The 24,586-nt window shown below is 70.6% G+C and carries 22 protein-coding genes; 18 read left to right on the top strand and 4 right to left on the bottom strand.

Annotated elements, in window-relative coordinates; genetic code table 11:
• The first annotated feature begins 143 nt into the window (after window positions 1–143).
• Complete coding sequence (locus MNQ95_RS06150; RefSeq protein ID WP_241954120.1) at window positions 144–1,313, top strand: hypothetical protein; 1,170 nt, start codon at window positions 144–146, stop codon at window positions 1,311–1,313.
• Here MNQ95_RS06150 and MNQ95_RS06145 read toward each other — a convergent pair.
• Complete coding sequence (locus MNQ95_RS06145; RefSeq protein ID WP_241954119.1) at window positions 1,310–2,794, bottom strand: AAA family ATPase; 1,485 nt, start codon at window positions 2,792–2,794, stop codon at window positions 1,310–1,312. The genes MNQ95_RS06150 and MNQ95_RS06145 overlap by 4 nt on opposite strands.
• A gap of 113 nt (window positions 2,795–2,907) precedes the next feature.
• Here MNQ95_RS06145 and MNQ95_RS06140 point away from each other — a divergent pair, with 113 nt between their 5' ends.
• From MNQ95_RS06140 to MNQ95_RS06100, 9 genes are all read left to right on the top strand, one after another.
• Window positions 2,908–3,540, top strand: coding sequence for a ParA family protein (locus MNQ95_RS06140; protein ID WP_162408113.1), 633 nt, complete (start codon window positions 2,908–2,910; stop codon window positions 3,538–3,540).
• 16 nt (window positions 3,541–3,556) lie between these two features.
• The gene (locus tag MNQ95_RS06135) at window positions 3,557–4,042 is read left to right on the top strand and encodes a SixA phosphatase family protein (protein ID WP_162408112.1); all 486 of its coding nucleotides are present in this window, start codon (window positions 3,557–3,559) and stop codon (window positions 4,040–4,042) included.
• Between the two features lie 51 nt (window positions 4,043–4,093).
• Window positions 4,094–4,630, top strand: coding sequence for a YceI family protein (locus MNQ95_RS06130; protein WP_238390220.1), 537 nt, complete (start codon window positions 4,094–4,096; stop codon window positions 4,628–4,630).
• Window positions 4,627–6,567 carry a phospholipase D family protein gene (locus tag MNQ95_RS06125; RefSeq protein WP_241954118.1) on the top strand — a complete coding sequence of 647 codons (1,941 nt, stop codon included), beginning with the start codon at window positions 4,627–4,629 and terminating at the stop codon, window positions 6,565–6,567. The genes MNQ95_RS06130 and MNQ95_RS06125 overlap by 4 nt, the downstream gene beginning before the upstream one ends.
• A 351-nt stretch (window positions 6,568–6,918) precedes the next feature.
• Window positions 6,919–7,350: a hotdog fold thioesterase gene (locus MNQ95_RS06120; protein WP_162408109.1), complete on the top strand. Its 432-nt coding sequence runs from the start codon at window positions 6,919–6,921 to the stop codon at window positions 7,348–7,350.
• 169 nt (window positions 7,351–7,519) lie between these two features.
• Complete coding sequence (locus MNQ95_RS06115; RefSeq protein ID WP_162408108.1) at window positions 7,520–8,329, top strand: lysophospholipid acyltransferase family protein; 810 nt, start codon at window positions 7,520–7,522, stop codon at window positions 8,327–8,329.
• A gap of 99 nt (window positions 8,330–8,428) precedes the next feature.
• On the top strand, window positions 8,429–9,424 hold the full coding sequence (locus tag MNQ95_RS06110; RefSeq protein ID WP_162408107.1) for a YheT family hydrolase: 996 nt from the start codon (window positions 8,429–8,431) through the stop codon (window positions 9,422–9,424).
• A 58-nt stretch (window positions 9,425–9,482) separates the two neighbouring features.
• Window positions 9,483–11,543 (top strand): tetratricopeptide repeat protein, encoded by a 2,061-nt coding sequence (locus tag MNQ95_RS06105; RefSeq protein ID WP_241954117.1) that lies wholly within the window; start codon window positions 9,483–9,485, stop codon window positions 11,541–11,543.
• Window positions 11,544–11,559: 16 nt separating this feature from the next.
• Complete coding sequence (locus tag MNQ95_RS06100; protein WP_162408105.1) at window positions 11,560–12,171, top strand: YbhB/YbcL family Raf kinase inhibitor-like protein; 612 nt, start codon at window positions 11,560–11,562, stop codon at window positions 12,169–12,171.
• A gap of 166 nt (window positions 12,172–12,337) precedes the next feature.
• Here MNQ95_RS06100 and MNQ95_RS06095 read toward each other — a convergent pair whose 3' ends face one another.
• Entirely contained in the window at window positions 12,338–13,180 is an 843-nt protein-coding gene (locus MNQ95_RS06095; RefSeq protein ID WP_162408239.1) for an META and DUF4377 domain-containing protein, read from the bottom strand.
• A 134-nt stretch (window positions 13,181–13,314) separates the two neighbouring features.
• Complete coding sequence (locus MNQ95_RS06090) at window positions 13,315–14,109, bottom strand: undecaprenyl-diphosphate phosphatase (RefSeq protein ID WP_162408104.1); 795 nt, start codon at window positions 14,107–14,109, stop codon at window positions 13,315–13,317.
• A gap of 224 nt (window positions 14,110–14,333) precedes the next feature.
• Between MNQ95_RS06090 and glnA the strand changes: the two genes are divergently transcribed.
• From glnA to MNQ95_RS06055, 7 genes are all read left to right on the top strand, one after another.
• A complete protein-coding gene (gene glnA, locus MNQ95_RS06085) occupies window positions 14,334–15,743 on the top strand; it encodes a type I glutamate--ammonia ligase (RefSeq protein ID WP_162408103.1) in 1,410 nt (469 codons plus the stop codon).
• 290 nt (window positions 15,744–16,033) lie between these two features.
• Window positions 16,034–16,372 (top strand): P-II family nitrogen regulator, encoded by a 339-nt coding sequence (locus MNQ95_RS06080; protein WP_162375855.1) that lies wholly within the window; start codon window positions 16,034–16,036, stop codon window positions 16,370–16,372.
• A gap of 21 nt (window positions 16,373–16,393) precedes the next feature.
• Window positions 16,394–17,896, top strand: coding sequence for an ammonium transporter (locus MNQ95_RS06075; RefSeq protein ID WP_241954116.1), 1,503 nt, complete (start codon window positions 16,394–16,396; stop codon window positions 17,894–17,896).
• Between the two features lie 218 nt (window positions 17,897–18,114).
• On the top strand, window positions 18,115–18,855 hold the full coding sequence (locus MNQ95_RS06070; protein WP_241954115.1) for an N-acetylmuramoyl-L-alanine amidase: 741 nt from the start codon (window positions 18,115–18,117) through the stop codon (window positions 18,853–18,855).
• A 54-nt stretch (window positions 18,856–18,909) separates the two neighbouring features.
• Complete coding sequence (locus MNQ95_RS06065) at window positions 18,910–19,962, top strand: two-component system sensor histidine kinase NtrB (RefSeq protein WP_202922802.1); 1,053 nt, start codon at window positions 18,910–18,912, stop codon at window positions 19,960–19,962.
• On the top strand, window positions 19,959–21,413 hold the full coding sequence (ntrC, locus tag MNQ95_RS06060; protein ID WP_241954114.1) for a nitrogen regulation protein NR(I): 1,455 nt from the start codon (window positions 19,959–19,961) through the stop codon (window positions 21,411–21,413). The genes MNQ95_RS06065 and ntrC overlap by 4 nt, the downstream gene beginning before the upstream one ends.
• Before the next feature lie 105 nt (window positions 21,414–21,518).
• Entirely contained in the window at window positions 21,519–22,082 is a 564-nt protein-coding gene (locus MNQ95_RS06055; RefSeq protein ID WP_162408098.1) for a superoxide dismutase family protein, read from the top strand.
• A 132-nt stretch (window positions 22,083–22,214) separates the two neighbouring features.
• Here the strand turns inward: MNQ95_RS06055 and MNQ95_RS06050 are convergent, their stop codons facing one another.
• On the bottom strand, window positions 22,215–23,084 hold the full coding sequence (locus tag MNQ95_RS06050; protein WP_241954113.1) for a hypothetical protein: 870 nt from the start codon (window positions 23,082–23,084) through the stop codon (window positions 22,215–22,217).
• A 176-nt stretch (window positions 23,085–23,260) separates the two neighbouring features.
• On the opposite strand from MNQ95_RS06050, the gene MNQ95_RS06045 reads away from it, so the two are divergent.
• The gene (locus MNQ95_RS06045; RefSeq protein ID WP_241954112.1) at window positions 23,261–24,538 is read left to right on the top strand and encodes an acetyl-CoA C-acetyltransferase; all 1,278 of its coding nucleotides are present in this window, start codon (window positions 23,261–23,263) and stop codon (window positions 24,536–24,538) included.
• Window positions 24,539–24,586 lie beyond the last annotated feature (48 nt).

Genomic DNA, 24,586 nt, shown 5'->3' with positions numbered 1-24,586 from the left:
TGGCGTCGGATGCTATGTTTCCGGCGAGCACCGGTCGATAGCCAACGGGATGGAGCATGGCCAAGAGAGCGATTTCGCGCGGCCCGCGGAGGCAAGGCGCCTTCCGGTACGGTTTCGCCGCCGTAATGGCGTTGGGTGCGGGGATGCCGGCCTGGGCGCACGACCCGCCTGCGCAGGCGGCCGTCGCCGGCAAGGAAGCCGGGACCCAGGCCAACGCGGTCGCCGGGCACGATGCGCATGCGACACACCGCGCGGCGGTAAAGGACTGGAACGCGGCCTACGCACGCGCGCTCAAGGCGCACCTGCAGGGATTGGCGGCGCAAGGAAACGCACGTGGCCTGCTCGCCGCTGCGCTGCTGCGGCCGGCCATCGCCGGGGTCGACCCGGCGACCGGTACCGGGTCGTCGGCCGTCGCATCCGAAGGCGACGGCTGGTTCGATGCCGCGTCCGCGGTCCGGCCGCGCGATCCGCTGGTGGCCTGGCGGGAGACCACCGGTTGCCAGCCGCTCTGGCGCCATTGCGATCCGGCCGGCGCGCTTGCATTCCTGCTGGAAACCGCCGGCGACGATATGGCCGTGCACCTTTCGGCGCTGGCTGCCGCCCATCAGCGCGGCGAGATGGAGGCCGCAGCCCACCATCTCCACGCTGCGGTGCAGGCGGTGCGGAACTCGGGTCCGCTGGTGGAGCTGGGGCGACTGCTGCTGGATTCCGTCGCGACCCTGCAGGCTCCCGCGATGCCGCCGGAAGTCGCCGCCGCGCTCGGCAGTGACTTCCGGCTCAATCGCGCGGCCACCGTTGCGGACCAGAACGGAGTCGTGGCGATGGCCGTATGGGCGGCCCAGGCGTTGCCCGCCTACGGCCCGCTCAGCAGCATGTGCAGGGTCGATGCCGATACGTCGGCCGGGCTCCGCGACGACTGCACGCGGATCATGGCGCGGCTGGCCGACAGCCCGATCCTGATCGAAGCCATGCTCGGCACCGTACGCAGCGTGCGCCTGGCCGGCGAAGGGAAGGAGGCCGCCGCGTGGCGTGAGCGCCTGCGTCAGCTCAACTGGACCCAGGAGCAGGCGCAGCATCTGATCATGTCCTCGACGGCGCCACTGCCGGCCGATTACCTGCAGCGCTCCCTGCGCGACGGCGAGATGGCGGCAATGAACGCGCTGCTGGAGGCAAGCGGCATCCCATTGCAGGCGCCCGCGGGTTGGCTGCCGGAGAATCCACGCATGCGCGGATTGGTGCTCGAGGGACGCGAACCGGTGGCGCCCGCGCCAAGCCCGCCGGATTCGGCGGCAGCAAAGCCCGGCGCCGGCTAGTCCGCCGGCACCGTCCGCTCCAGCGCCCACGCCCGCAACGCCTCGACCTGCTCGGACATCAGCACCGACAGCGGCCGCGTACCGCGGATCTCGTGCATGAGCAGGTCGGTGTCGAGCACGCGCTGTTCGGCATGCGCGGCATACAGGCCGGAGACGATCGCCTGTTCGATTTCTGCGCCGGAAAAGCCGTTGGCGGCCGCGGCCAGTGCCGGCAGCGCGAAAGCTTCAGGATCCAGCCCGCGCTCGTGCAGGTGGATCCGCAGCAATTCCACCCGTGTATCCGGATCGGGCAGGTCGACGAAGAAGATCTCGTCGAAGCGGCCCTTGCGCAGCAGTTCGGCCGGCAGGTGCTGGACCTGGTTGGCGGTGGCGACCAGGAACACCGGTGCGGTGCGCTCGGCCATCCAGGTCAGCAGGTAGCCGAGCACGCGCCGCGACACGCCGCCATCGCCCTCGCCGGCATCGGCCGACACGCCCTTCTCGATTTCGTCGATCCACAGCACGCATGGCGCCAGCTGTTCGGCCGAGGCCAGCGCGGCGCGAAGGTTCTGCTCGGTCTCACCGTGGTATTTCGCATAGAGGGTGCCGAAGTCCAGGCGCAGCAAAGGCACGCCGAAGCCACCGGCAATGGCCTTGGCCAGCAGCGACTTGCCGCAGCCCTGCACGCCGAGCAGGAGCACGCCGCGCGGCGGCTCGAGCCCGGGCGGCGGGCTGCCGCCGAACGCGGCGCGGCGCTGGCCGATCCAGCGCTTGAGCCGGCGCGCGCCGGCCACGTCGTCGAAGCCGGCGGTGTCGTACTCGTAGTGGAGGTGGCCGCTGCGGTTGAGCAGTTCGAATTTCAGCTTGGCCAGTTGCGGAACGTCCGAGGCGGTGATCGCGCCGTCGCCATGGATCAGCTGGCGGGCGATCCGGCGCGCGTCGTGCAGGTCCAGGCCCTGCAGGTGGCGCACGATCTGGCGCACCGCGTCCTCTTCAGCCTCGACCCGGCGGCCGCCGTTCTCGCGCGCGTAGGCGGCCGCCTCTTCCTTGACCAGCCTCAGCAGCGCGGCCGCATCGGGCAGGCGCGGGCTGAAGCGCACGGCCAGCGCTTCGAGTTCCGCCGGCAACTCCACCTTGGCGCCGACCAGGACCAGCACGTGCGGTTCGCAGCCGCGGCGCTGGACGATGTCGCGCAGCAGGCGCTGGTGGCTGGCGTAGCCCAGGTAGGGATGGATATCGAGCAGCAGGTAGATGCCGCGCTGGTCGGCCTGGCGGATCGCGTGCAGGACCGAACTGGCGTCGGGCGGGCCCTCGGCCGCGTCCTCGCGGTCCAGGTCCATCCGGCGCAGGCCTTCGGTGATCGTCCAGCGGTGCAACGCGCGCCACACCTGCATCAGCGCCTGCCGGAACAGTTCCACCACCCGCTCCTCGTCGCGGGTCTCGATCACGATCAACGGAGTGTTGGCCCGGATCAGGGCGGTCAGGTCCTGCAGCTGGCTCATGGGCGGTCCGTGGCGGGGGCCGGCGCACGATAGCAGCGGCATGCCCGGCCTTCCTACCGCCTCCACGGAGGCCGGTGTACCCTGCGGACAGCCAATCCGGAGGCAGACCGCGCATGAAGACGATTTTGGTGGCCGGTTCCAAGGGGGGAGTGGGCAAGACCACCATCGCCACGCATCTCGCGGCGCACTCCGCCCTGCAGGGGCGGCGCACGGTCCTGGTGGATGCCGATCCGCAGCATTCGGCCACGCGCTGGGCCGAGCGCCGCGCGGAACTGGAAAGTGCCGTGCTGCCGATCGATGCCAGCCGTCGCCGCGCCTGGCGCTCGTGGTTGCCCGACGATGCACAGCAGGTCGTGATCGATGCCCCCGCCGGCGCGCTGGCCGACGATCTGGACAGCTTCATCGACCATGCCGACGCGATCGTGGTGCCGGTCCAGCCCTCCGCGCTGGACATCGAGGCCACCGTGGGCTTCCTCAACACGCTGGCCAAGGTGCCGCGCGTGCACAACCGCAAGCTGCCGGTCGGGCTGGTGCTCAACCGGACCAAGCCGCGGACCAATGCCAGCCAGCAGGCGCTGGAGATGCTCAAGGGCTGGCCGTATCCGGTGGTCGGCCAGTTGCGCGATACCCAGGCCTACGTCGTCCTGGTCGGGCTGGGCCGCAGCCTGTTCGATTACCACTCCGCGCAGGTACGCGAGCACCAGGCAGACTGGGAGCCGTTGCTGAAGTGGCTGGCCAAGGCGTGACCGGGGGGAGTACGCGATGAGACAGGTGATTCTGCTGCGCCATGCACACGCCGAGCCGGCCTCGCCGGGACAGGCCGACCTGGACCGGCCGCTGTCGCCGGTCGGGCTGGCCGAGGCCGAAGCTGCCGGCCGCTGGCTGGCCGAACAGGGCCTGCAGCCCGATCGCGTGCTGTGTTCGCCGGCGCGACGCACCCGCGAGACGCTCGAGGCGGTACTGGGGATCATCGGCTACGCCGAGCAAAGGCTCGACGAATCCATCTACGAAGCCACCCCGGGCACCCTGATCGGATTGCTGCAGGGCCAGGAGGAGGTCGAACGCCTGCTGCTGGTCGGGCACAACCCGGGGCTGGAGCGCCTGGTGGCGCTGCTCGACAGCGGCCAGACCAGCGACTACCGCGGCATGCCGCCGGCGGCCGTGGCCGTGCTCGCGTTGCCGGAACTTCCCGGGCAGGATCCGATCGAACCGGGTCTTGGCCGGCTGACGGCGTTCTGGTGGCCTTAACCGATGTGGAAATCCGGGCTGCATGTGTGGCTGCTGTGCGTAGCCCTGGTTGTGAGCGCACCCACGGCCGGCGCGCAGCCGGCGTCGCCGACGGTGGCCTTCGACACGGCCAGGAGCTGGCTGGGCTTCGAGGTCCGGACCCGCTTCGGCCAGCGCCTGGCCGGCGAGTTCCCGCGCTACCAGGGCGCCGTCGAGCACCTGCCTGACGGCAACCACCGGGTGCGCCTGCGGATCGCCACCAGCGAGGCGATGATCCCCGACCGCCCGCGCTACACCAGCTGGATGCGCAGCCAGAGCTTCTTCGACGCGATCCGCCATCCGTGGATGGAATTCGTGTCCGAACCCTATGCACCCTCGCTGCTGCACGACGGCGGGCCGTTGCGGGGCCGGCTCAGCCTGCGCGGGGTAACCCGCGACGTGGAGCTGGAGGTGGCGCCGGCGGGTTGCGCGCGCCCGGGCCTGGAGTGCGACATCCAGGTGAGCGGCGCGATCGAGCGGGCCGACTACGGCATGCGCGAATGGCAGTTCGCCCTGGCCGACCAGGTGCACCTGGAGGTGCGGGTGCGCCTGCAAGAGACCGCGCCGTGACCCTGCTGCTGCGGGCGTCGCTGGTCGCGCTGCTGTTGTCGTCCGCCGCCTGCAGCAGCCTGACCCCGCGCCAGCACGAGCGCGCGGCCGCGATCGCGGTGGCCGGGCGCGCCACCACGGTCGATTGCGAACGCGCGGACCGCTGCGCGGTCCCGTCGGAGCTGCGCGCGCTGGGCGGCGAGGCGTTCGCCGCCTCGGCGGCCGGGCCCGACGCGCCGCCCCGGCATCACGTGTTGATCCTGGACGAGGGCGGGGACGCGCTGCTGGCGCGGATCAACCTGATCCGCAGCGCGACCCGCAAGATCGACCTGCAGACCTACATCTTCGACAAGGACGACAGCGCGCGGCTGGTGATCGACGAGCTGCTGGCGGCTGCCAAGCGCGGGGTCCACGTGCGGGTGCTGATCGACCAGCTGTCGGCCATCGCCGACCTGCAGATCCTGGCCGCGCTGGCCGGCGCGCACCAGAACCTGGAGTTGCGCATCTACAACCCCACGTTCGGCCTGGCCATGCCCAACTACATGCACTACTCGGCCAGCGTGATCTGCTGCTTCCGCCGCTTCAACCAGCGCATGCACAACAAGCTGCTGGTGATCGACGACGCGGTCGCCATCGCCGGCGGGCGCAACTACCAGGACGATTATTACGACTGGGACGCGGAGTTCAATTTCCGCGACCGCGACGTGCTCGTCGCCGGGCCGGTGGTGCGGGAGATGGAGCGCAACTTCGCCGAGTACTGGGCCGATCCGCGCAGCGTGCCGGCCGAGCGCCTCAACGATGTCGCGCATGTGTTGCTGGCGCAGGGCGTTCCTCCGCTGCCGCCGGCACCGTCGCAGCGGCCGGAGCGGGTGGAAATGATGTCGCGCGCCGCCGCCGACGCGGAGATGGTGCATGCGCGCCTGGTGGCGCGCGCGATCGCGGTGGGCGAGGTGACGTACCTGGCCGACGTGCCGCAGAAGCACCACGAAGGGCCGGACCCCGACGGCGCGGGCGTCTCCGGGCTGGCCGGGTTGCTGGCTGGCGCGCAGGAGGAGATCCTGCTGCAGACGCCTTACCTGGTCCTGTCAGACAGTGCGCTGGAAATCTTCCGGGACCTGCGTGCCCGACCCGAGCCTCCAAGGGTGGTGGTGTCCACCAACAGCCTGGCAGCGACAGACAACCCCGTGGTCTACGCGTTGACCTACAAGTACAAGCGCAGGCATGTGCGCGAGTTGGGCTTCGACATCTTCGAATACAAACCGTTCCCTGCCGATCCACCGGTGGATCCCGAGCTGGGTGCTTGGCAGCCGGGCGATCCCGGCGCCTCGCCCGCGGTGGCGCGCAGCGAAGCGCCGGGTGGCAGCAGCGGCAGTGGTGGCGCCAGTGAGGACCGCCAGGTCGAGGACAAGCTGCGCACCGAAACGCGTCCGTCGCTGCTGCGCACCAGCGCGCCGGCCAACCGCCCGGTTCCGGTCAGCGGCGAGGGCCCGCGCACCGGCCTGCACGCGAAATCGGTGGTGATCGACCGCCGCATCGGCGTGGTCGGCACGCACAACTTCGATCCGCGCAGCGAGACCTACAACACCGAAGCGGTGGTGGTGATCGACGACCCCGCCTTCGCGCTAGCACTGGCGCAGAGCATCGAGCGCGACATCGCGCCGGGAAATTCGTGGACGGTGGCGCCGCGGGAAAAGCCGCCGGTGCTTTCCGGACTGAACTACAGCATGGGCAAGGTGCTGGAGGCTTCGCCGATCCTGGATCTGTGGCCTTGGCGCTACGCCACCAACTATGAATTCCAGCCCGGTCCGGATTGTCCCCTCCCTGTGTCGCGCCGCGACCCTGCATTCCACCGGTGCTACGTGGCGGCGGGCGACTTCCCCGAAGTAAGCCTGGGGCCGAAGACGATCTTCACCCGCATGCTGACCGCCTTCGGCGCGGGACTGGTGCCGATCCTCTGATCCTTGCGGAGCGGTCGGCTCCGGTCTGGTCTGCGGCAGGCCAGGGGTACCGCGGTCGGCACGGCGGCACGTCCTTGTGCCGACGCGCCGAAGCGGACATCCATGTCCGCTGCCGCGATACCCCCATGGCCCGGCAGCCCACCGAAGCGGATGCTTTAGACCTGCACAGCGCGGCAAGCAGACTCGCCATGTCCGGCGCCTGGTCCGGCGGCAAGCGCTCGCGTGAACCGATGCGCGGTGGGCGTGCCCAAGGCCACACCAGTTGCCCGCTCCAGGTTGCAGCGCGGTAATCCATCCGCACCCGAACCTCCACGGCGATAATCTTCGCCATCCCCGAAAGCGAATCCGGCCATGGTCTTCCGCGCCCCCGTTTCCATCGAAGCCCTCAACACGCTCAGCCGGGGCACGCTTATCGAGCACCTCGGCATCGTCTTCACCGAAGCCGGCGAGGACTGGGTCCGGGCGACCATGCCGGTCGACGCGCGCACGCGCCAGCCCTACGGGTTGCTGCATGGCGGCGCCTCGGTGGTGCTGGCCGAGACGCTGGGCAGCAGCGCCGGCAACCTGTGCCTGGACACGCGCGAGCAGATGGCGGTGGGCCTGGAGATCAACGCCAACCACCTGCGGGCGGCACGCGAGGGCACGGTCACCGGCACCGCGCGGGCGCTGCACGTCGGCCGCACTACGCAGGTCTGGGACATCCGGATCGAAGACGCACGTGGCCGCGCGGTGTGCGTATCGCGGCTGACCCTGGCCGTGGTGCCGGTGTCGAGCCCGGCGTAGGCACGACGGACAGCGGTCGGGGGTCGCGCCGGATGGCTGCCGTGGGCGGACCGGCCGGGCAGCGGCGCGTCCGCTCGATCCTTCCGACATGGCGTCCTTCGTCGCCGGCGTGGCTTCGCATCGCGGCGCGATATCCACGACGCGCCATGGCGCGGTATCGTGCGCGACCATGAACCCCACCCCCCCACGTGCCCCCCGGCGCTCCCGACGACCGGCTGGCGGCCTTGCGCGCATCTGCCGCTACCTCTACCGCATTCCGCTGCTGCTGCTGCACCTGCTGCTGCCGCTGCCGCTGACCATGCTTTGCCTGGCGCCACCGTTCGCGCGCATCGCGTGGGGACCGGAGACACTGGGCGATCGCGCGGTGCGCGCGTGGTCGGCCGGGCTGCTGTGGATCTTCGGCTTCCGCCTGCGCCGCTTCGGCACGCCGCTGCCGGGCGCGGCCCTGTTCGTGGCCAACCATGTCAGCTGGATCGACATCGAGACCCTGCACAGCCAGCGGATGATGGGGTTCGTGGCCAAGAGCGAGATCGCCCGCTGGCCGCTGGTGGGCTGGCTGGCCGCGCGCGGGCAGACCATCTTCCACCAGCGTGGCAGCACCGACTCGCTCAACGGCGTGATCGAACTGATGGTCGGCCGGCTTCGCGAGGGGCGCGCGGTGGGCGTGTTCCCGGAGGGGCGTACCCGCAGCGGCGAGGAAGTGGGGCCGTTCCATGCGCGGATTTTCCAGGCCGCCGTCGATGCGCAGGTGCCGGTGCAGCCGGTGGCGCTGCGGTACGGAAACGGCGGCGACGCGCAGACCGTGGTCGCGTTCGCGCCGCGGGAGAGCTTCCTGGCCAACTTCCTGCGCCTGCTCGGTGAGCGCCCACGCGTGGCCGAGGTGCACTTCCTCGCCCCGGTCGCGCCGGGCGATGTCGACGGCCGGCGCCGCATCGCCGAACTGGCCCGGGAGCGGATCGTGGCGGCCATGGCCGGTTGAGGCGACGGTAATGGGACGTTGAGGCACCACCGGCGCACTTGCGCCCCGGATGCTGCGGTGCAAAATGGTCCCGGGCGCCCGTCGCCCGATACCCCCGCCATGCTCAACGCCGCCGACTACCAGCCCCCCAGACTCCTGCGCAATCCGCACCTGCAATCGGTGCTGGGTTCCAGCGCGCTGCGCCGGCGGCGCGGACTGCGCGCACTGCTCGCCAGCGGCGCCACCACCACCGAGCACATCCTCGACGGCGGCGGTGGCGCGCGCCTGCAGGGCTGGCACAGCCACATCCCGGGTCGCGAAGCGCGCGGTACCGCCTTGCTGCTGCACGGCTGGGAAGGCAGTGCCGAGTCGGGCTACATGCGACTGACCGCGGCGCGCCTGCTGGCCGACGGGATGGATGTGTTCCGCCTCAACTTCCGCGACCACGGGGACACGCATCACCTCAACGAAGGGCTGTTCCACTCCAACCGCCTGGACGAGGTGGTGCACGCGGTCGCCGACATGGTTCGCCTGCTGCGCGTGCGCGACCTGGTCGTGGCCGGGTATTCGCTGGGCGGCAACTTCGCGCTGCGCGTGGGCCTGCGCGCCGAGGTGGCCGGGCTGCCCTTGCGGCGGATCGCCGCGGTCTGCCCGCTAGTCGATCCGGCCACGACCATGGCCTGCATGGAACGCGCGCCGCAGATCTACGACTGGTATTTCCGCCGCAAGTGGCGCACCTCGCTATTGCGCAAGCGCGCGTTGTTTCCCGAGCAGCACCGCTACGACGACGCCACCCTGGCCCTGGACATGCGCAGCCTGACCGCGTGGCTGGCCCAGCGTTATGCCGGGTTCGGCCGCGTCGAGGACTACTTCGACAGCTACTCGATCGCCGGGGACCGGCTGGCGACGCTGGGCGTGCCGGCGAACATCCTGATGGCCGAGGACGACCCGGTGATCCCGTTCGACGACTTCCACCGCTGGCGGCTGCCACCAACGGCGCAACTGGAAGTGGCCCGCTGGGGCGGGCATTGCGCGTTCGTGGAGAACCTGTACGGGGATGGTTTCGCCGAGCGCTGGGTCGCCGAACGGCTGCGCGCCGCCCTGCCGGGCCGCTGAACAGCGGTCACCCGCGACGGGCGCGGTAAACTGCGGGTTTTCCGCGGAAGACCCCGAAATGCTGGAACGGATCCACGAGGCGCTGAAGCGCGATGCCGTCGACGAGGCGCTGGCCCTGGCCCAGGACTGGGTGGCCCAGGCCCCCGACGACGCACAGGCGCAGCGCGCGCTGTCCACCGCCCTGGCCCAGGCCGGCGACGTGGCGGCCGCACTGGTCGCGCTGGACCAGGCGATCCTGCTGGCACCGGAGGACGCGGGCCTGCACTTCGAGCGCGCCGCGCTGCTGCTGCGCTCGCGCGACAACGATGCGGCCCGCGATGCGCTGGGCCAGAGCCTGGGCCTGGACCCGAACCACCTGCCGTCCTACCTGGTGCAGGCGCAGATCGCACTGGCGCGCGGCGACATTGCCGAAGCCGAGCGGCTGAGCCGCACCGCCGCGCGGATCGATCCCGAGCACCCGCGCCTGGCCGCCCTGGATGCGTTGCTGGCCCTGCGCGGCGGCGATGCCGATCGCGCCCTGGCCCTGGCCTCGGCGGCAAGCGCGAAGGTCACCGACGATCCGCAGCTGCTCTCGGTGCTCGGTTTCGGCTACCTGGCCAAGCGCCATTGGGCGTTCGCCGAGCAGGCCTTCCGCCGCGTGTCCGAACTGCTGCCCGATGCGCGCGCGCTGCGCCCGCTGCTGGCGCAGCTGGCCGCCGCGCAGGGCCGGATGGACGAGGCGGCCGACCTGGTCGCGCCGCTGCTCGAGGACGAGGCGACCGCCACGGCGGCGCTGCGTCGCGTCGGCGGCTTGTACGCGCTGCAGGCCGGGCGTACCGACCAGGCGCTGGAGCAACTGCGCCGTGCCCTGGCCGCGGGTCCCGATCGCGCGGTGCTGCAGGGGCTGATGCAGCTGTGGCGCGAACGTGATGACCGCGACGAGGCCCAGGCGACGCTGGAGGCGGCATTGGCGACGCACCGCGACGCCGGCGACCTGTGGGCCGCGCGACTGGCGCTGGAAACTCCCGGCACCGCCGAGGGCGAACAGGTGCTGGAGCGCTGGCTCGGGGCGATGCCCGACTTCGTGCCGGCGCTGGAGACGGCGATGTTCCAGCGCGACCGCGCCGCGGACCTGGAAGGCGCCGGCCGTTTCGCGGCCCGCCTGCTGGAGCTGCAGCCGGCGCATCCGGCGGCGGGGCAGTTCCTGGCCGAATCCTTGCTGGCCGGTGATCCCGACGCGGCCGTGAACCGCGCACGCGCGGCGGTGGCCGCGCAGGCTTCGGAAGAGACGCGCACGCCGATGCGCGGCTGGCTCGGTCGCCTGCTCGATCGCGCCGGACGCCCCGCCGACGCACTGGCCCAGTGGCGATCCCTGCACGCCGAGTTCGGCGCGAACCGGCTGGCCTTGCCCGTCCTTGCGCCGGCGCCGGACGCCGGCTGGCCGGCGCTGTCCACGCCCGTTCCCGGCACCGGCCATCCCATCCTGCTGTGGGGCCTGCCGGGCTCGGGCATCGAGCGCGTCGTCGATACGCTGGCGGCCGGCCCGATGCTGCGCGACCGCTTCAGCGACCAGGCGCCCGCCGACCCGCTGGCCGCACCCGCATCGGCGCATGCGTTGCGCGATGGCACGCTCGCTCCGGCACAGCTGGTCGAGCAGTGGCGCGCACAGCTGCCCGCGCGCGGCATCGCCGACGGCAACGTGATCGATTGGCTGACCTGGTGGGACAACGCCCTGCTGCTGGCTTTGCGGCCGCACCTGCCCGAAGGCCTGCTGATGGTGGCGGTGCGCGATCCGCGCGACATGCTGCTGGACTGGCTGGCGAGCGGGTCGCCGGTGCCGCTGGCGCTGGACGATCCGGACACCGCCGCGGCATGGCTGGCCCAGGGCCTGGAACAGCTGGCTGACCTGCACGAGCAGGATCTTTATCCGCACCTGCTGATGCGACTGGATGGGGTGCTGGATGCGCCGGCGCAGCTGGCCGCCGTGGTCGGGCAGGCGCTCGGGGTGCAGCTGCCGCCGCCGCCGCCCGCGCCACGGCGCATGCCGCCGGGTCGCTGGCGTGCGTACGCCGATCTGCTGGCCGGTCCGTTCGCCCACCTGGCGCCAGTCGCGGCGCGGCTGGGCTACCCTGACGCCTGATCCAAAGGAGCCGAGCATGCGCATCGGGAGCGACAGTTTCGATCCTCGCGGTTCGATTCCGGCCGAGTTCGCCATGGGCCAGGCCGATGGATTCGCCGCCAACCGCAATCCGCACCTGGCCTGGGACGGCGTGCCCGACGGCACCCGTTCCTTCGCCCTGTTGTGCATCGATCCGGATGCGCCGACCGTGCCGGAGACGGTCGGCCGCGAAGACCTGCAGATCCCGGTCGAACAGCCGCGCGCGGACTTCGTCCACTGGGCGGTGGCGGACATCGCGGCGGACGTGCGCCTGGTCGCCGCCGGCAGTTGCTCGGACGGAATCACGGCGAAGGGCAAGCGTTCGCCACCCGGATTGCCGGGCGCCCGCCAGGGCCTGAACGACTACACCGGCTGGTTCGCCGGCGACGCGCAGATGGGCGGCGACTACTTCGGCTACGACGGCCCGTATCCGCCGTTCAACGACCTGCGCGTGCACCGCTACTTCTTCCGCCTGTTCGCCCTGGACGTGGCCACGCTGGACCTGCCGGCGCGCTTCACCGCCGGCGACGTGCATCGCGCGATGCAGGGCCACGTGCTGGCCGAGGCGTCGGTCTACGGCACCTACAGCCTGAATCCATCGCTGTCGTAGCGCCGGTCCGGCGCGAGTGGCACAGGGGCTGGTCCCGCCATCGGGCGCTGCCGGGTACGGCAGCACATCGTCCGCCAGGGGGCGAGCTCGCACGGCCGCGTGCAGCACCGGAAAAAGGAACGGCCGCGCGAAGGCGGCCGTCCTCTCGAAACGCTGGCCGGATCGATCAGCGCTTCACCTGCTCCGACTCCACGACCATGTCCAGCACGTACGCATACCTCGAGGCGTCGGCCGGCACGTCCTTGCGCGTGTAGCGGTCGATGCGCAGCACGTTGCGCACGCCGGGCTGGTGCGTATAGCCCTCGATCTCGTCGAAGAAGTTCTGCCACTCGCCCGGCTCGCCGGCGCGCAGGCCGTTCTCGTCGAACCGGATCTCGCGCACCTGCAGGCACTGCTTGTCCGGGATCAGCGGATGGCTGCACGGCTTGGTTTCCGGTCCGACCTCGAGGAAGACGCGTTCGGCCGGGCCGCCGAAACGGTTGGCCGCGGTGGGCGATCCCTGGAACACCAGGCGGTCGCCGCCGGCATTGGTCAGCACCAGCTCGGGCGTGTCGCCGGCGGTGCTGGCGACACCCAGCGTGCCGGCCAGGCGCTTGCCGACCTCCGCGTCCAGCGCCGCCAGCTTCGGATCGGAGCAGGCCATCATGGTGGACGCCATCGGACTGAGGCTCAGCGTGTCGCCGGCCAGGGTGAAGCCGCCGGACATGCGGTTGCAGGTGTTGGATACCGCCAGCCGCCCGTCGGCGAAGTCCAGTTGCAGCGGGGCATCGGCGCGTACCAGCAGGGCCTCGATGGATTGCCCCTGGGCATCGGTGGCGGTGGCCAGCTTCCAGTGGAAGGCCGGCAGCAAGGCGGCGGTGTCGCCGGGCGTGGCCATCGTCGGCGGCGCGGCCGGATCGGACGTGGCCGCGGCAGGCAGCTCGCCCGGGGGCGGTTCGGCGGAGTCGGACGCCGGCTTGGTGCAGGCGGCCAGCGCAAGGGGCAGCAGCAGGACGAGCGGGAGCGCCAGCGGGCTACGGGTGTGCGGGAGCTTCATGGGACCTCCGGTGCGGGCCGGCCGCGGGGCCGGCAGTGGGATGCGGCACGTATCGGTACAACGGCTGGATGCGCCCGCCGGGGTTCGCCGGGCGTGAACGTCGCCGGTCAGGCCCCGGCCGGCATCAGCGCCAGCAGGAGCAGGCCCAGCACGATCCGGTAGATCGCGAAACCGGTGAAGCGGTGTGCCTTGATATACCCCATCAGCCAGCGCACCACCACGAAGCCGGTGATCGCCGCGGCGGTGAAGGCGACCGCGACCGAGGACCAGTCCTCGTCGCCGAGCCCGCCGGCCATCGCCAGTTCGAGGAAGGCGAAGCCGCTGGCGGCGAACATGGTCGGGATGCCGACCAGGAACACGAACTCGGTCGCCGAGGCGCGGCGACTGGTGCCGGCCAGCATCGCCACGAAGATCGCCGCGGCCGAGCGCGAGGTGCCGGGGAATATTCCTGCCACGACCTGGGCCAGCCCGACCAGCACGGCCACCTTCCAGGTCACCGTGGCCAGGTCGCCGCGCTTTTCTGCGAAGTGTTCGGCCACCAGCATCCACAGGCCGCCCAGGACCAGCGCCCAGGCGATCGGGGTCACCGTCTCGGGCAGCTCCCAGCCGGCAAGGCGTACGGGCAGGCCGACCAGCGCGGTGACCAGGAAGGCGACGCCGATCTTGGCCACGTAATCGCGATTCGCCGGCTGGCCCAGCCCGGTCGCCAGCTCCCACAGGCGGTGCCGGAAGGCCAGGGTGACCGCGAGGATCGCGCCGGCCTGGATGACGATGTTGAAGAAATCCGAGCGGGCGCCCAGCCAGTGCTGCGCGATCAGCAGGTGCCCGGTGCTGGAGATCGGCAGGAATTCGGTCACGCCTTCGAGGATGCCCAGCAGCAGGGCGGCGAACAGGTCGGACACGACGGGAACCGGGCGGGAAGAAGGGCGCACAGGATAAGCAATCCGCCCCTCGCCCTCCATGCACCAAAAAGGTTCTAAGCATGCACCGAATTGATGCACCCGAATGGTGCAATTGCATCATTCGCACCTCGACGTTCAGTCAAATCAACAACTTGTGATTCGCTCCGTGGTTGGCATGCGCCCTGCTAGGTCATCGATACCTAACAACCCCGAGGTTGCACGCGATGTCCGTGGAAAACGTTGAGAAGCTGATCAAGGACAACCAGGTCGAGTTCGTCGACCTGCGTTTCGTCGACATGCGCGGCGTGCAGCAGCACGTGACCTTCCCCGCCAGCATCGTGGAAGCGTCGCTGTTCGAGGACGGCAAGATGTTCGATGGCTCTTCGATCGCCGGCTGGAAGGGCATCAACGAATCGGACATGGTCCTGCTGCCCGACGCCGACACCGCGGTGCTCGACCCGTTCACCGCCGACCCGACCCTGATCCTGACCTGCGACGTGCTCGATCCGGCCACGATGCAGGGCTACTCGCGCTGCCCGCGCGGCATCGCCAAGCGCGCCGAGGCGTACCTGAAGTCGCTCGGCATCGCCGACGTGGCGTTCTTCGGCCCGGAGCCGGAGTTCTTCATCTTCGACGCGGTGCGCTTCGCCAACGACATGGGCCACACCTTCTTCAAGATCGATTCGGAAGAGGCGGCCTGGAACACCGGCACCAAGTACGAAAGCGGCAACACCGGCTACCGCCCGGGCGTGAAGGGTGGCTACTTCCCGGTCGCGCCGACCGATTCGCTGCACGACCTGCGCTCGGAGATGTGCAAGGAGCTGGAAGCGGCCGGCATCGAGGTCGAGGTCCACCACCATGAGGTCGCCACCGCCGGCCAGTGCGAGATCGGCACCAAGTTCAACACCCTGGTGAAGAAGGCCGACGAGCTGCTCACCACCAAGTACATCATCAAGAACGTCGCCCACCGCAACGGCAAGACCGCCACCTTCATGCCCAAGCCGATCGTCGGCGACAACGGCAGCGGCATGCACGTACACCAGTCGCTGGCCAAGGGCGGCACCAACCTGTTCTCCGGCGACGGTTACGGCGGCCTGTCGCAGATGGCGCTGTGGTACATCGGCGGCATCTTCAAGCACGCCAAGGCGATCAACGCGTTCGCCAACTCCGGCACCAACAGCTACAAGCGCCTGGTGCCCGGGTTCGAGGCGCCGGTGATGCTGGCCTACTCGGCGCGCAACCGCTCGGCCTCGTGCCGCATCCCGTGGGTGTCCAACCCGAAGGCGCGCCGCATCGAGATCCGTTTCCCCGATCCGCTGCAGTCCGGCTACCTGACCTTCACCGCGCTGATGATGGCCGGCCTGGACGGCATCAAGAACCAGATCGACCCGGGCGCGCCGAGCGACAAGGACCTGTACGACCTGCCGCCGGAAGAAGAGAAGCTGATCCCGCAGGTGTGCTCGAGCCTGGACCAGGCGCTCGAGGCGCTGGACGCGGACCGCGAGTTCCTCAAGGCCGGCGGCGTCATGACCGACGACTTCATCGACGGCTACATCGCGCTGAAGATGCAGGAAGTGACCAAGTTCCGCGCGGCCACGCACCCGCTGGAATACCAGCTGTACTACGGCAACTGAGTGGGAAGCCGGCGCGCGCGGTTGGGGAATCGCGCGCGTCGTGCACTGGGCCGGCCTCGCGCCGGCGCCTGAGCAGAGAGAGCAGCACGCAGCACAGGGGAAGCAAGAGAGAGATTCACGGGCCTGCATGACCTCCCCCAAGAAGTCGGGTGCAGCCTGCGAATCGGTGCGCCGCCGCCGTCACGGAGCGGCCATGTCGACCGGGACGCCGGGTCCTTCTTGACCCGGCAGTTCCCCGGGGTTCCGAACGCCGGCCGCAAGGCCGGACCCTCCACCATCGGGATGCGAACATGAAACTGATCACCGCAATCATCCGGCCGTTCAAGCTTGACGAGGTGCGCGAAGCCCTCGCCCAGGCGGGCGTGTCGGGAATCACCGTGACCGAAGTCAAAGGCTTCGGTCGCCAGAAGGGCCACACCGAGTTGTACCGCGGCGCCGAATACGTCGTCGATTTCCTGCCGAAGATCAAGATCGAAACCGTCGTCACCGACGAGCGCCTGGATGCGGTGCTGGAAGCGATCCAGCAGTCGGCCGGCACCGGCAAGATCGGCGACGGCAAGATCTTCGTCACCGCGGTCGAACAGGTCATCCGCATCCGCACCGGCGAGATCGGCGCGGACGCGCTCTAACCACCACTCGGAGCACAGCCCATGAACATCCGTTTGCTGTCCGGGTGGAAAGCCCGGTTCTATGCCATCTGCCTGACCATGCTGGTCAGCGCGCTGGCGGTCACCACGTTCGCCGGTTCGGCGATCGCGCAGGAACCCGCCGCGCCGTCGGCTGCCGAAGCGGCCGCCGTTGCTGCCGATGAGGCCGCTGGTACGTCCGGTGAAGTCGATGCGGCGGCTGCGGCTGCCGTAGCGGCGGCCGACACGGCCGTCGCCGCCGCAGTCGCTGCAGTCGAAGCGCCCGCCGCCGAGCCTGTCGTCGACAAGGGCGACGTCGCCTGGATGCTGACCTCGACCATGCTGGTGCTGCTGATGGTCGTGCCCGGCCTGGCCCTGTTCTACGGCGGCATGGTCCGCGCGAAGAACGTGCTGTCGGTGCTGGTCCAGGTCGCCGTGGTGTTCTCGCTGCTGACGGTGTTGTGGATCGTCTACGGCTACAGCCTGGCCTTCTCGGGCGAGGGCGCGTGGATCGGCAACCTCGACAAGCTGTTCCTGAAGGGCGTCACCATCGACACCCTGGCGGCCACCTTCACCGAGGGAGTGAGCCTGCCGGAGTACGTGTTCGTCGGCTTCCAGGCGACCTTCGCCGGCATTACCGGCGCGCTGATCGTCGGCGCCTTCGCCGAACGCGCCAAGCTGGCGGCGGTGCTGCTGTTCTCGGTGATCTGGTTCACGTTCGGCTACCTGCCGCTGGCGCACATGGTGTGGGCGACCGGTGGTTTCCTGTTCGAGAAGGGCGCGCTGGACTTCGCCGGCGGCACCGTGGTGCACATCAATGCCGGCGTCGCGGGCCTGGTGGGTGCCTACTTCATCGGCAAGCGCCTGGGCTATGGCCAGACCGCGCTGAAGCCGCACAACGTGACCCTGACCTTCGTGGGCGCTTCGCTGCTGTGGGTGGGCTGGTTCGGCTTCAATGCCGGCTCCAACCTCGAGGCGACCGCCGGCGCGGCGCTGGCCTTCCTCAACACCCTGGTCGCCACCGCCGCCGCGGTGCTGGGCTGGTCGCTGACCGAGAAGCTGGTCAAGGGCAAGTCCTCGGCGCTGGGCGTGGCCTCGGGCATGGTCGCCGGCCTGGTCGGCATCACCCCGGCCGCGGGCCTGGTCGGTCCGTTCGGCGCGGTGGCCATCGGTTTTGCGGCCGGCGTGATCTGCGTGTGGGGCGTCACCGGCCTGAAGAAGCTGCTGGGTGCGGATGACAGCCTGGACGTGTTCGGCGTGCACGCGGTCGGCGGCATCGTCGGTGCGATCCTGACCGGCGTGTTCTTCTCGCCGGCGCTGGGTGGCCAGGGCGGCGAGGACTTCGACATGGCTTCCCAGGTAGCGACCCAGGCGCTGGGCGTGGGCCTGACCATCGCCTGGATCGGCCTCGTCTCGGTGATCGGCTTCAGCGTGGCCAAGCTGGTGTTCGGCCTGCGGGTGAACGAGGAGTCCGAGCGCATCGGCCTGGACATCACCTCGCACGGCGAGTCGGCCTACGAGGCCTGATACGGCGGTCAAGCGATACCCGGCCCACGGTGCAGCCGTGGGCCGGTTCCTCCCGATGCGGCCGGCGTGGTCGGCCGCATCCCCGGGCGGTTACTGCCAAGCGCGCTGCCGGGGGGCGTAGCGCATCCGCCATCGCCGAGGTGATCCCGTGTTCCCCCTCATTTCCCCGATCCGCGGCCCGCGCTTGCCATTGGCGCCGGCTGCCGCTGCAATGGGCCATGGCCCTTCACCGGTTCTCCCTCCTGATGTCCGCCCTGCTGCTGTGCGCCTGCGCGCCGGCACCGGTGCGCAATCCGCTCGCGCAGTGGGAGCCATCGCCCAACCACGATGCGCGCCGCGCGATCGTGGTGGTGCTGCATGCGACCGAGCAGGAGTCGGTGGCGCAGAGCCTGCACACGCTGCGCACCGCCAACAGCGGCGGGCCGGTCAGCGCGCATTACCTGGTCGGTGCCGACGGGTCGCTGTACCAGCTGGTCGAGGATTCGCGCCGCGCCTGGCATGCCGGGGGTGGCAGCTGGGGCACGATCGACGACCTGAATTCGGCGTCCATCGGCATCGAGCTGGACAACGATGGCACTGAGCCTTTCCCGCCCGCGCAGATCGATGCGCTGCTGCGCCTGCTCGAGGACGTCAGCGCGCGGCTGCGCATCCCGCGCCACGCGGTCATCGCGCATGCAGACATGGCGCCGACGCGCAAGCGCGATCCGGGGCCGCGTTTCCCGTGGCGGCAACTGGCCGACGCAGGCTTCGGCCTGTGGCCCGATCCGGCCGACGGTATCCCGCCCCCGGACTTCGATCCCTGGCTGGCGCTGCAGGCGATCGGTTACCCGCTCGACGACCGCGCCGCCACGGTGCGTGCATACCGCCGCCACTACCGGGGCGACGAGGCCGAGGTCCTGGACCAGGACGACCATCGCATCCTGCATTCGCTGGTGCTGCAGGCGCGCCGGGTCCGCTGACGCCGCAACCGGGGGGATATCGCACGGCACGCCTCTATGCACTAAATTGGTGCAATGGACGCCGTGACCCCCGCAGCCCCCACCCTCGAACAGCTGGGCACCCCGGTGGCCTGGGCGGACCATCAGGCGCGCATCACCGGGGTCAACCCGGCGTTCCCGCGCTGGCTGGGGGTGGGTCCGCGGCGGCTGCTCGGCCAGCCGCTGGCGGCGCTCGAGCTGGACGGGGATGCCCTGGCCCGCTTCCTGGAACAGGACGAGCGCGAGGTGCTGCGCCTGCACCGGATCGCGCTGGGACTGCCCGGCGAAGCGCCGCGCTACGCCGATGGCTGGGTCACCCGCACGGCCGACGGTTGGCTGCTGGAAGCCCATCCGGCCGATGCGTTCGCCGAGCCCGACCCGGCCCGGGCACTCCCAGGCGCCTTGCAGGCCGCGCTCAAGGGCCTGGCCCATGAGCTGCGCAATCCGCTGGCCGGGCTCAAGGGCGCCGCCCAGCTGCTGTCGCGCCGCGCCGGCCAGCGCCCGGAGGAGACGGGCGAGCGCGAACTGATCGAACTGATCGGCGCGGAGATCGATCGCCTCAGCCAGCTGGTCGACCAGCTGCTGTCGCCGGCGCCGCATCGACCGCATGCGCCGTTGAACATCCATGCCGTGCTCGAGCGCGTGCTGCGCCTGGCCGAGGCCGAAGGCGGCTGGACGGTGCGCGTGCAGCGCGACTACGACCCCAGCATCCCCGAATTCGCAGGCGATGCCGACCGCCTTACCCAGGCGGTGTGGAACCTGGTCCGCAACGCGCAGCAGGCCAGCGCGTCGACGATCATCCTGCGCACCCGGGTCGAGAACGGCCTGCATATCCGCGACCACCTGCACGCCCGCGCGCTGCGGGTGGAGATCGTGGACGACGGCCGCGGCGTGCCCGACGAACTGGCCGAACACCTGTTCCTGCCCCTGGTCAGCGGTCGCGCCGAAGGCACCGGCCTGGGCCTGGCCCTGGCCCACCAGGTCGCGCGCGAGCACCGCGGTTCGCTGACCTTCCGCTCGCGCCCCGGGCATACCGTTTTCACCCTGCTGCTGCCGCACAACGAATCCGAAGGAGCACCCACCGCATGAGCGTCGCCATGAGCGCCGACAACCGACGCGTCTGGGTGGTCGACGATGACCGCTCGGTGCGCTTCGTGCTGGCCACCGCGTTGCGCGATGCCGGCTACGAGGTCGACGGCTTCGAGAACGCGGCCAGCGCGCTGGCGGCACTGCGCGTGCGCGGGGCGCCGGACCTGCTGTTCACCGACGTGCGCATGCCCGGCGAAGACGGACTGAAGCTGCTGGACCGGCTAAAGACCGCGCATCCGCACCTGCCGGTGATCGTCATGTCGGCCTATACCGACGTGGCCAGCACCGCCAGCGCGTTTCGCGGCGGCGCGCACGAATTCCTGTCCAAGCCGTTCGACCTGGACGATGCGGTGGCGCTGGCTGCGCGAGCCTTGCCGGCGAGCGCGATCGCCGCTCCCGCCGCCGATCCCGAGCCGGCGCCGGAAACGGTGGCCGGGGCTCCCGAGCTGATCGGCGACACGCCGGCGATGCGCGCGCTGTTCCGCGCGATCGGCCGGCTGGCGCAGGCGCCGCTGTCGGTGCTGATCACCGGCGAGACCGGCACCGGCAAGGAGCTGGTGGCGCACGCGCTGCATCGCGAATCGCCGCGCTCGACCGGGCCGTTCGTCGCGCTCAACACTGCCGCGATCCCCGCCGAACTGCTGGAAAGCGAGCTCTTCGGCCACGAGGCCGGCGCATTCACCGGCGCGCAGAAGCGCCATGTCGGCCGCTTCGAGCAGGCCAACGGCGGCACCCTGTTCCTGGACGAGATCGGCGACATGCCCGCCTCGTTGCAGACCCGACTGCTGCGCGTGCTGGCCGAGGGCGAATTCTTCCGCGTCGGCGGGCGCGAGCTGATCCGCGTCGACGTGCGCGTGATCGCCGCCACCCACCAGGACCTGGAGACGCTGGTCCAGCAGGGCCGCTTCCGCGCCGACCTGCTGCACCGGCTCAACGTGGTCCGACTGCAGTTGCCGCCGCTGCGCGAGCGCCGCGCCGACATCCCGCTGCTGGCCGATACCTTCCTGCACCGCGCCGCCCGCAAGCTCGGTGCGGGCGGCAAGCGCTTCGACGCCGGAGCGACGGCTGCGCTGCAGGCGATGGACTGGCCCGGCAACGTACGCGAGCTGCAGAACCTGTGCTGGCGACTGGCCGCGCTTGCGCCGGGCGAGACCATCACCGTCGACGATCTCGACGAAGTGCAGGCACCGGCGAGTGGGGTCGTGCCGGCTGCCTCGGCGGCGTCGGTGCCGCCGGCCGAATGGGATCGACAGCTCGGCAAGTGGGCGCTGGACTGCCTGCAGGCCGGCGCGCGCGACCTGCACGCCGAGGCGCGCGACCGTTTCGACCAGGCGCTGCTCAACGCGGCCCTGCAGCACACCGGCGGCCGGCGCGTGGAAGCGGCGGCGCTGCTGGGCGTCGGCCGCAATACGGTCACCCGCAAGCTCGGGCCGGGGCGCAAGCGGCGCTGACGCCGGGTCGCACCGCGCGCCACGGCGCGCGCACGTTCATGCCGCCTGAACTGCCATGCGGCTTATCCTCGGGGCTACTTCGTCCATTCCCGCTGGAGTTCCACCATGCGAACCGCATTCGTCCCCCTCGGCCTGCTCGGTTCACTCGCCGTCCTGGCTGCCTGCAGCAGCACGCCGCCCGCCGCGCCGGCGCCGCCCGTCGCCACCAGCACCGCGCAGCAGGCGGTCGCGGTCATGGCCTCGGCCTCGGGCAGCCGGGTAAGCGGCAAGCTGACCCTGGCCCCGATGGGCGACGGCGTGCACATCAGCGGGGAAGTCGGCGGCCTGGTACCGAACACGCAGTCCGGGTTCCACGTGCACGAGAAGGGCGACTGCAGCGCGGTCGACGCGACCAGCGCCGGCGGGCATTTCAATCCGGCCACCAGCGCGCATGGGCGTGCCGGCACCCCGATCCACCATGCCGGCGACATGGACAACATCACCAGCGATGCCGGCGGCGTGGCCAGGGTCAACGTGCACCTGCGCGGCGTCACCCTGGGCGGCGGAGCGGCCAACGACATCGCCGGCCGCGCGGTGATCGTGCATGCCGCACCGGACGACTACCACACCCAGCCCACCGGCAATGCCGGCGCGCGGGTTGCCTGTGGCGTGATCAAGGTGGTGCAGTAGCTCCGCGGCGCGGAGCGGTCGAGGCGATCGAAGAAGGATGCCGGCCGCCGCGCGCGGTGACCGGCGACCGTTGAGCGGCGGGGCCGCGATGCCGTGATGCCGTGATGCGAGGGCGCGGGACGGCGTGACGACCTACTGCAATTGCGCGCGCGCGTCCTGCTGGCCGTCGCAATGCACGAACAGCACCGGGATGCCGTGTGCTTCGAGCACGGCGGCGAACTGGCGCTGACGCGCGAGGAAGTGCTCGTACACGCGCTGCAGCCGGTCGCAATCGCCTTCACCGCCCTGGTAGTGCATGCACCAGCCGGCCGGATCGAACAGCGCCATCCGCACTTCGCCATTCTCCAGCCGCAGCAGCGGTTCGGCGCCCTGGTCCAGCCACTCGACCGCGTGGGGGGCGAGCAAGGCGGCCTCGACCAGGTTCCACAACGGCGCCAGGCCCTGGTTGTCGTATTGCATCGCCATCATCGCGGCGAGGTCGTGCACGCTGAGATAGCGGGCGTGCTCGATCCGTGCCGCGAAGCCGTCCTGCGCGGCCAGGGCGGTATCGGGCTGGGCCATGCCCAGGGCCAGCAACTTTTCCTCGAGGGCTTCGGCGACCGCGGAAACCGTATCCGCGGCGCCCACAAGGACGAACGGCAGCACGCGCAGGCCGCCGCCAGCCAGCGCCGGATCGGCCTGGAACGGCATCGGCACCCCGCCCTCGGCATCGGCGCCGAAGGCGAGCACGCGCGGACCCTGGTCTCGACCGGGCGCGCGCGCATGCAGTTCCTGCAGCCGCTGGTGCAGTGGCCAGCCCGGGCGCAGCGATTCGGCCGGATCGAAGTGTGCGGCAGCCAGGACCAGGTCCAGGCCCGATACGCCCTCAACCAGCGCCGCCAGGTCGCGACCGACCCGGGTGGCCAGTTCGCCGGCCTGCTCCGGCGGCAACGCGGCGTGCCCGGGTTCGGCGCCGCCGGCCAACTCCAGCGCGAACGCGCCCCTGAATATCGCTTCAGCCATGCGCCTGCCTCCATCGGGCGTTGTCGCACACACGGGCCGTGCGCGCGGTCACTTCGTTCATGCCGGGGTGGGTCTGGATCATTGGCCGCCTGACGGGTCGGGGCTACACTGCGCATTATGCATTCGGCCGCGTATGCAGGCCGCCCCCACGAACGGAATCCGACCGAGGTCACCGCATGCCAGCCGTCCGTCCCGTCGCCATCCTAGGCGGCGTCCGCATCCCGTTCTGCCGCCAGAACACCGCCTATTCGGACGTCGGCAACCTCGGCATGTCGGTGCGGACCCTCGGCGCGCTGGTCGAGCGCTTCGGCCTGCACGGCCAGCAGCTGGGCGAAGTGGCGATGGGCGCGGTGATCAAGCACTCGTCGGACTGGAACCTGGGCCGCGAGGCGGCGCTGTCGTCGGGCCTGTCGCCGCTGACTCCCGGCATCACCCTGCAGCGCGCCTGCGGCACCAGCCTGGATTCGATCATCACGATCGCCAACAAGATCGCGGTCGGCCAGATCGAGTCGGGCATCGGCGGTGGTTCGGACACCACCTCCGACGTGCCGATCGTCTACGGCAAGAAGCTGCGCGCGCGCCTGCTGGCCGCCAACCGGGCGAAAACCACCAAGGACAAGATCGCCGCGTTCAAGGGTTTCAAGCTGGCCGAGCTGAAGCCCGAGTTCCCCGGCGTGGCCGAGCCGCGCACCGGCAAGAGCATGGGCGACCACTGCGAGGACATGGCCAAGCAGTGGAACATCTCGCGCGACTCGCAGGACGAGTGGGCGGTGTCGTCGCACCGCAAGCTGGCCGCGGCCTACGAGCGCGGCTTCTTCGACGGACTGATCGCGCCGTTCCGCGGCGTGGAGCGCGACAACATCCTGCGTGCCGACACCACGCTCGAAAAGCTGGCGACGCTGAAGCCGGCATTCGACAAGGTTTCCGGTCGCGGCACGCTGACCGCGGCCAATTCCACGCCGCTGACCGATGGTGCCGCCGCGGTACTGCTGGCGTCGGAGGAATGGGCGCGTGCGCATGGCCACGAGCCGCTTGCGTACCTGCGCGACGCGCAGGTGGCCGCTGTCGACTTCGTCCATGGCGAAGGCCTGCTGATGGCGCCGACCGTCGCGGTGCCGGAGATGCTTCGCCGGCATGGACTCACGCTGCAGGATTTCGACCTCTACGAGATCCACGAGGCGTTCGCCGCGCAGGTGCTGTGCACGCTGCGCGCGTGGGAGAGCGAGGACTACTGCCGCAACCGGTTGGGGCTGGATGCGCCGCTGGGCCGGATCGATCCGGAGAAGATCAACCCGGTCGGTTCCTCCTTGGCCACCGGCCATCCTTTCGCCGCCACGGGTGCTCGCGTCATCGCGACCGCCGCCAAGCAGCTCGCCGAACGCGGGGGTGGCCGCGCACTGGTCTCGATCTGCACGGCCGGCGGCATGGGTGTGGTCGCGATCGTCGAACGCTGAGCGCAGGATCCTGTCCACCGGAAGGGCGGCTTGGCCGCCCTTCCGCGT

It is taken from the genome of Pseudoxanthomonas daejeonensis, from assembly GCF_022637495.1.
Classification (GTDB): domain Bacteria; phylum Pseudomonadota; class Gammaproteobacteria; order Xanthomonadales; family Xanthomonadaceae; genus Pseudoxanthomonas; species Pseudoxanthomonas daejeonensis.
This window is presented reverse-complemented; position numbering and strand designations above follow the sequence as displayed.

What these genes read in the sequence shown, in the direction of transcription:
- MNQ95_RS06110 (WP_162408107.1), top strand. Translation starts at nt 8,429, where the DNA reads ATGCTCAACGCCGCCGACTACCAGCCCCCCAGACTCCTGCGCAATCCG.
- MNQ95_RS06120 (WP_162408109.1), top strand. Translation starts at nt 6,919, where the DNA reads ATGGTCTTCCGCGCCCCCGTTTCCATCGAAGCCCTCAACACGCTCAGC.
- MNQ95_RS06080 (WP_162375855.1), top strand. Translation starts at nt 16,034, where the DNA reads ATGAAACTGATCACCGCAATCATCCGGCCGTTCAAGCTTGACGAGGTG.
- MNQ95_RS06105 (WP_241954117.1), top strand. Translation starts at nt 9,483, where the DNA reads ATGCTGGAACGGATCCACGAGGCGCTGAAGCGCGATGCCGTCGACGAG.
- MNQ95_RS06070 (WP_241954115.1), top strand. Translation starts at nt 18,115, where the DNA reads ATGGCCCTTCACCGGTTCTCCCTCCTGATGTCCGCCCTGCTGCTGTGC.
- MNQ95_RS06135 (WP_162408112.1), top strand. Translation starts at nt 3,557, where the DNA reads ATGAGACAGGTGATTCTGCTGCGCCATGCACACGCCGAGCCGGCCTCG.
- MNQ95_RS06140 (WP_162408113.1), top strand. Translation starts at nt 2,908, where the DNA reads ATGAAGACGATTTTGGTGGCCGGTTCCAAGGGGGGAGTGGGCAAGACC.
- MNQ95_RS06045 (WP_241954112.1), top strand. Translation starts at nt 23,261, where the DNA reads ATGCCAGCCGTCCGTCCCGTCGCCATCCTAGGCGGCGTCCGCATCCCG.
- MNQ95_RS06065 (WP_202922802.1), top strand. Translation starts at nt 18,910, where the DNA reads ATGGACGCCGTGACCCCCGCAGCCCCCACCCTCGAACAGCTGGGCACC.
- glnA (WP_162408103.1), top strand. Translation starts at nt 14,334, where the DNA reads ATGTCCGTGGAAAACGTTGAGAAGCTGATCAAGGACAACCAGGTCGAG.
- MNQ95_RS06100 (WP_162408105.1), top strand. Translation starts at nt 11,560, where the DNA reads ATGCGCATCGGGAGCGACAGTTTCGATCCTCGCGGTTCGATTCCGGCC.
- ntrC (WP_241954114.1), top strand. Translation starts at nt 19,959, where the DNA reads ATGAGCGTCGCCATGAGCGCCGACAACCGACGCGTCTGGGTGGTCGAC.
- MNQ95_RS06115 (WP_162408108.1), top strand. Translation starts at nt 7,520, where the DNA reads ATGAACCCCACCCCCCCACGTGCCCCCCGGCGCTCCCGACGACCGGCT.
- MNQ95_RS06055 (WP_162408098.1), top strand. Translation starts at nt 21,519, where the DNA reads ATGCGAACCGCATTCGTCCCCCTCGGCCTGCTCGGTTCACTCGCCGTC.
- MNQ95_RS06050 (WP_241954113.1), bottom strand. Translation starts at nt 23,084, where the DNA reads ATGGCTGAAGCGATATTCAGGGGCGCGTTCGCGCTGGAGTTGGCCGGC.
- MNQ95_RS06145 (WP_241954119.1), bottom strand. Translation starts at nt 2,794, where the DNA reads ATGAGCCAGCTGCAGGACCTGACCGCCCTGATCCGGGCCAACACTCCG.
- MNQ95_RS06150 (WP_241954120.1), top strand. Translation starts at nt 144, where the DNA reads ATGCCGGCCTGGGCGCACGACCCGCCTGCGCAGGCGGCCGTCGCCGGC.
- MNQ95_RS06075 (WP_241954116.1), top strand. Translation starts at nt 16,394, where the DNA reads ATGAACATCCGTTTGCTGTCCGGGTGGAAAGCCCGGTTCTATGCCATC.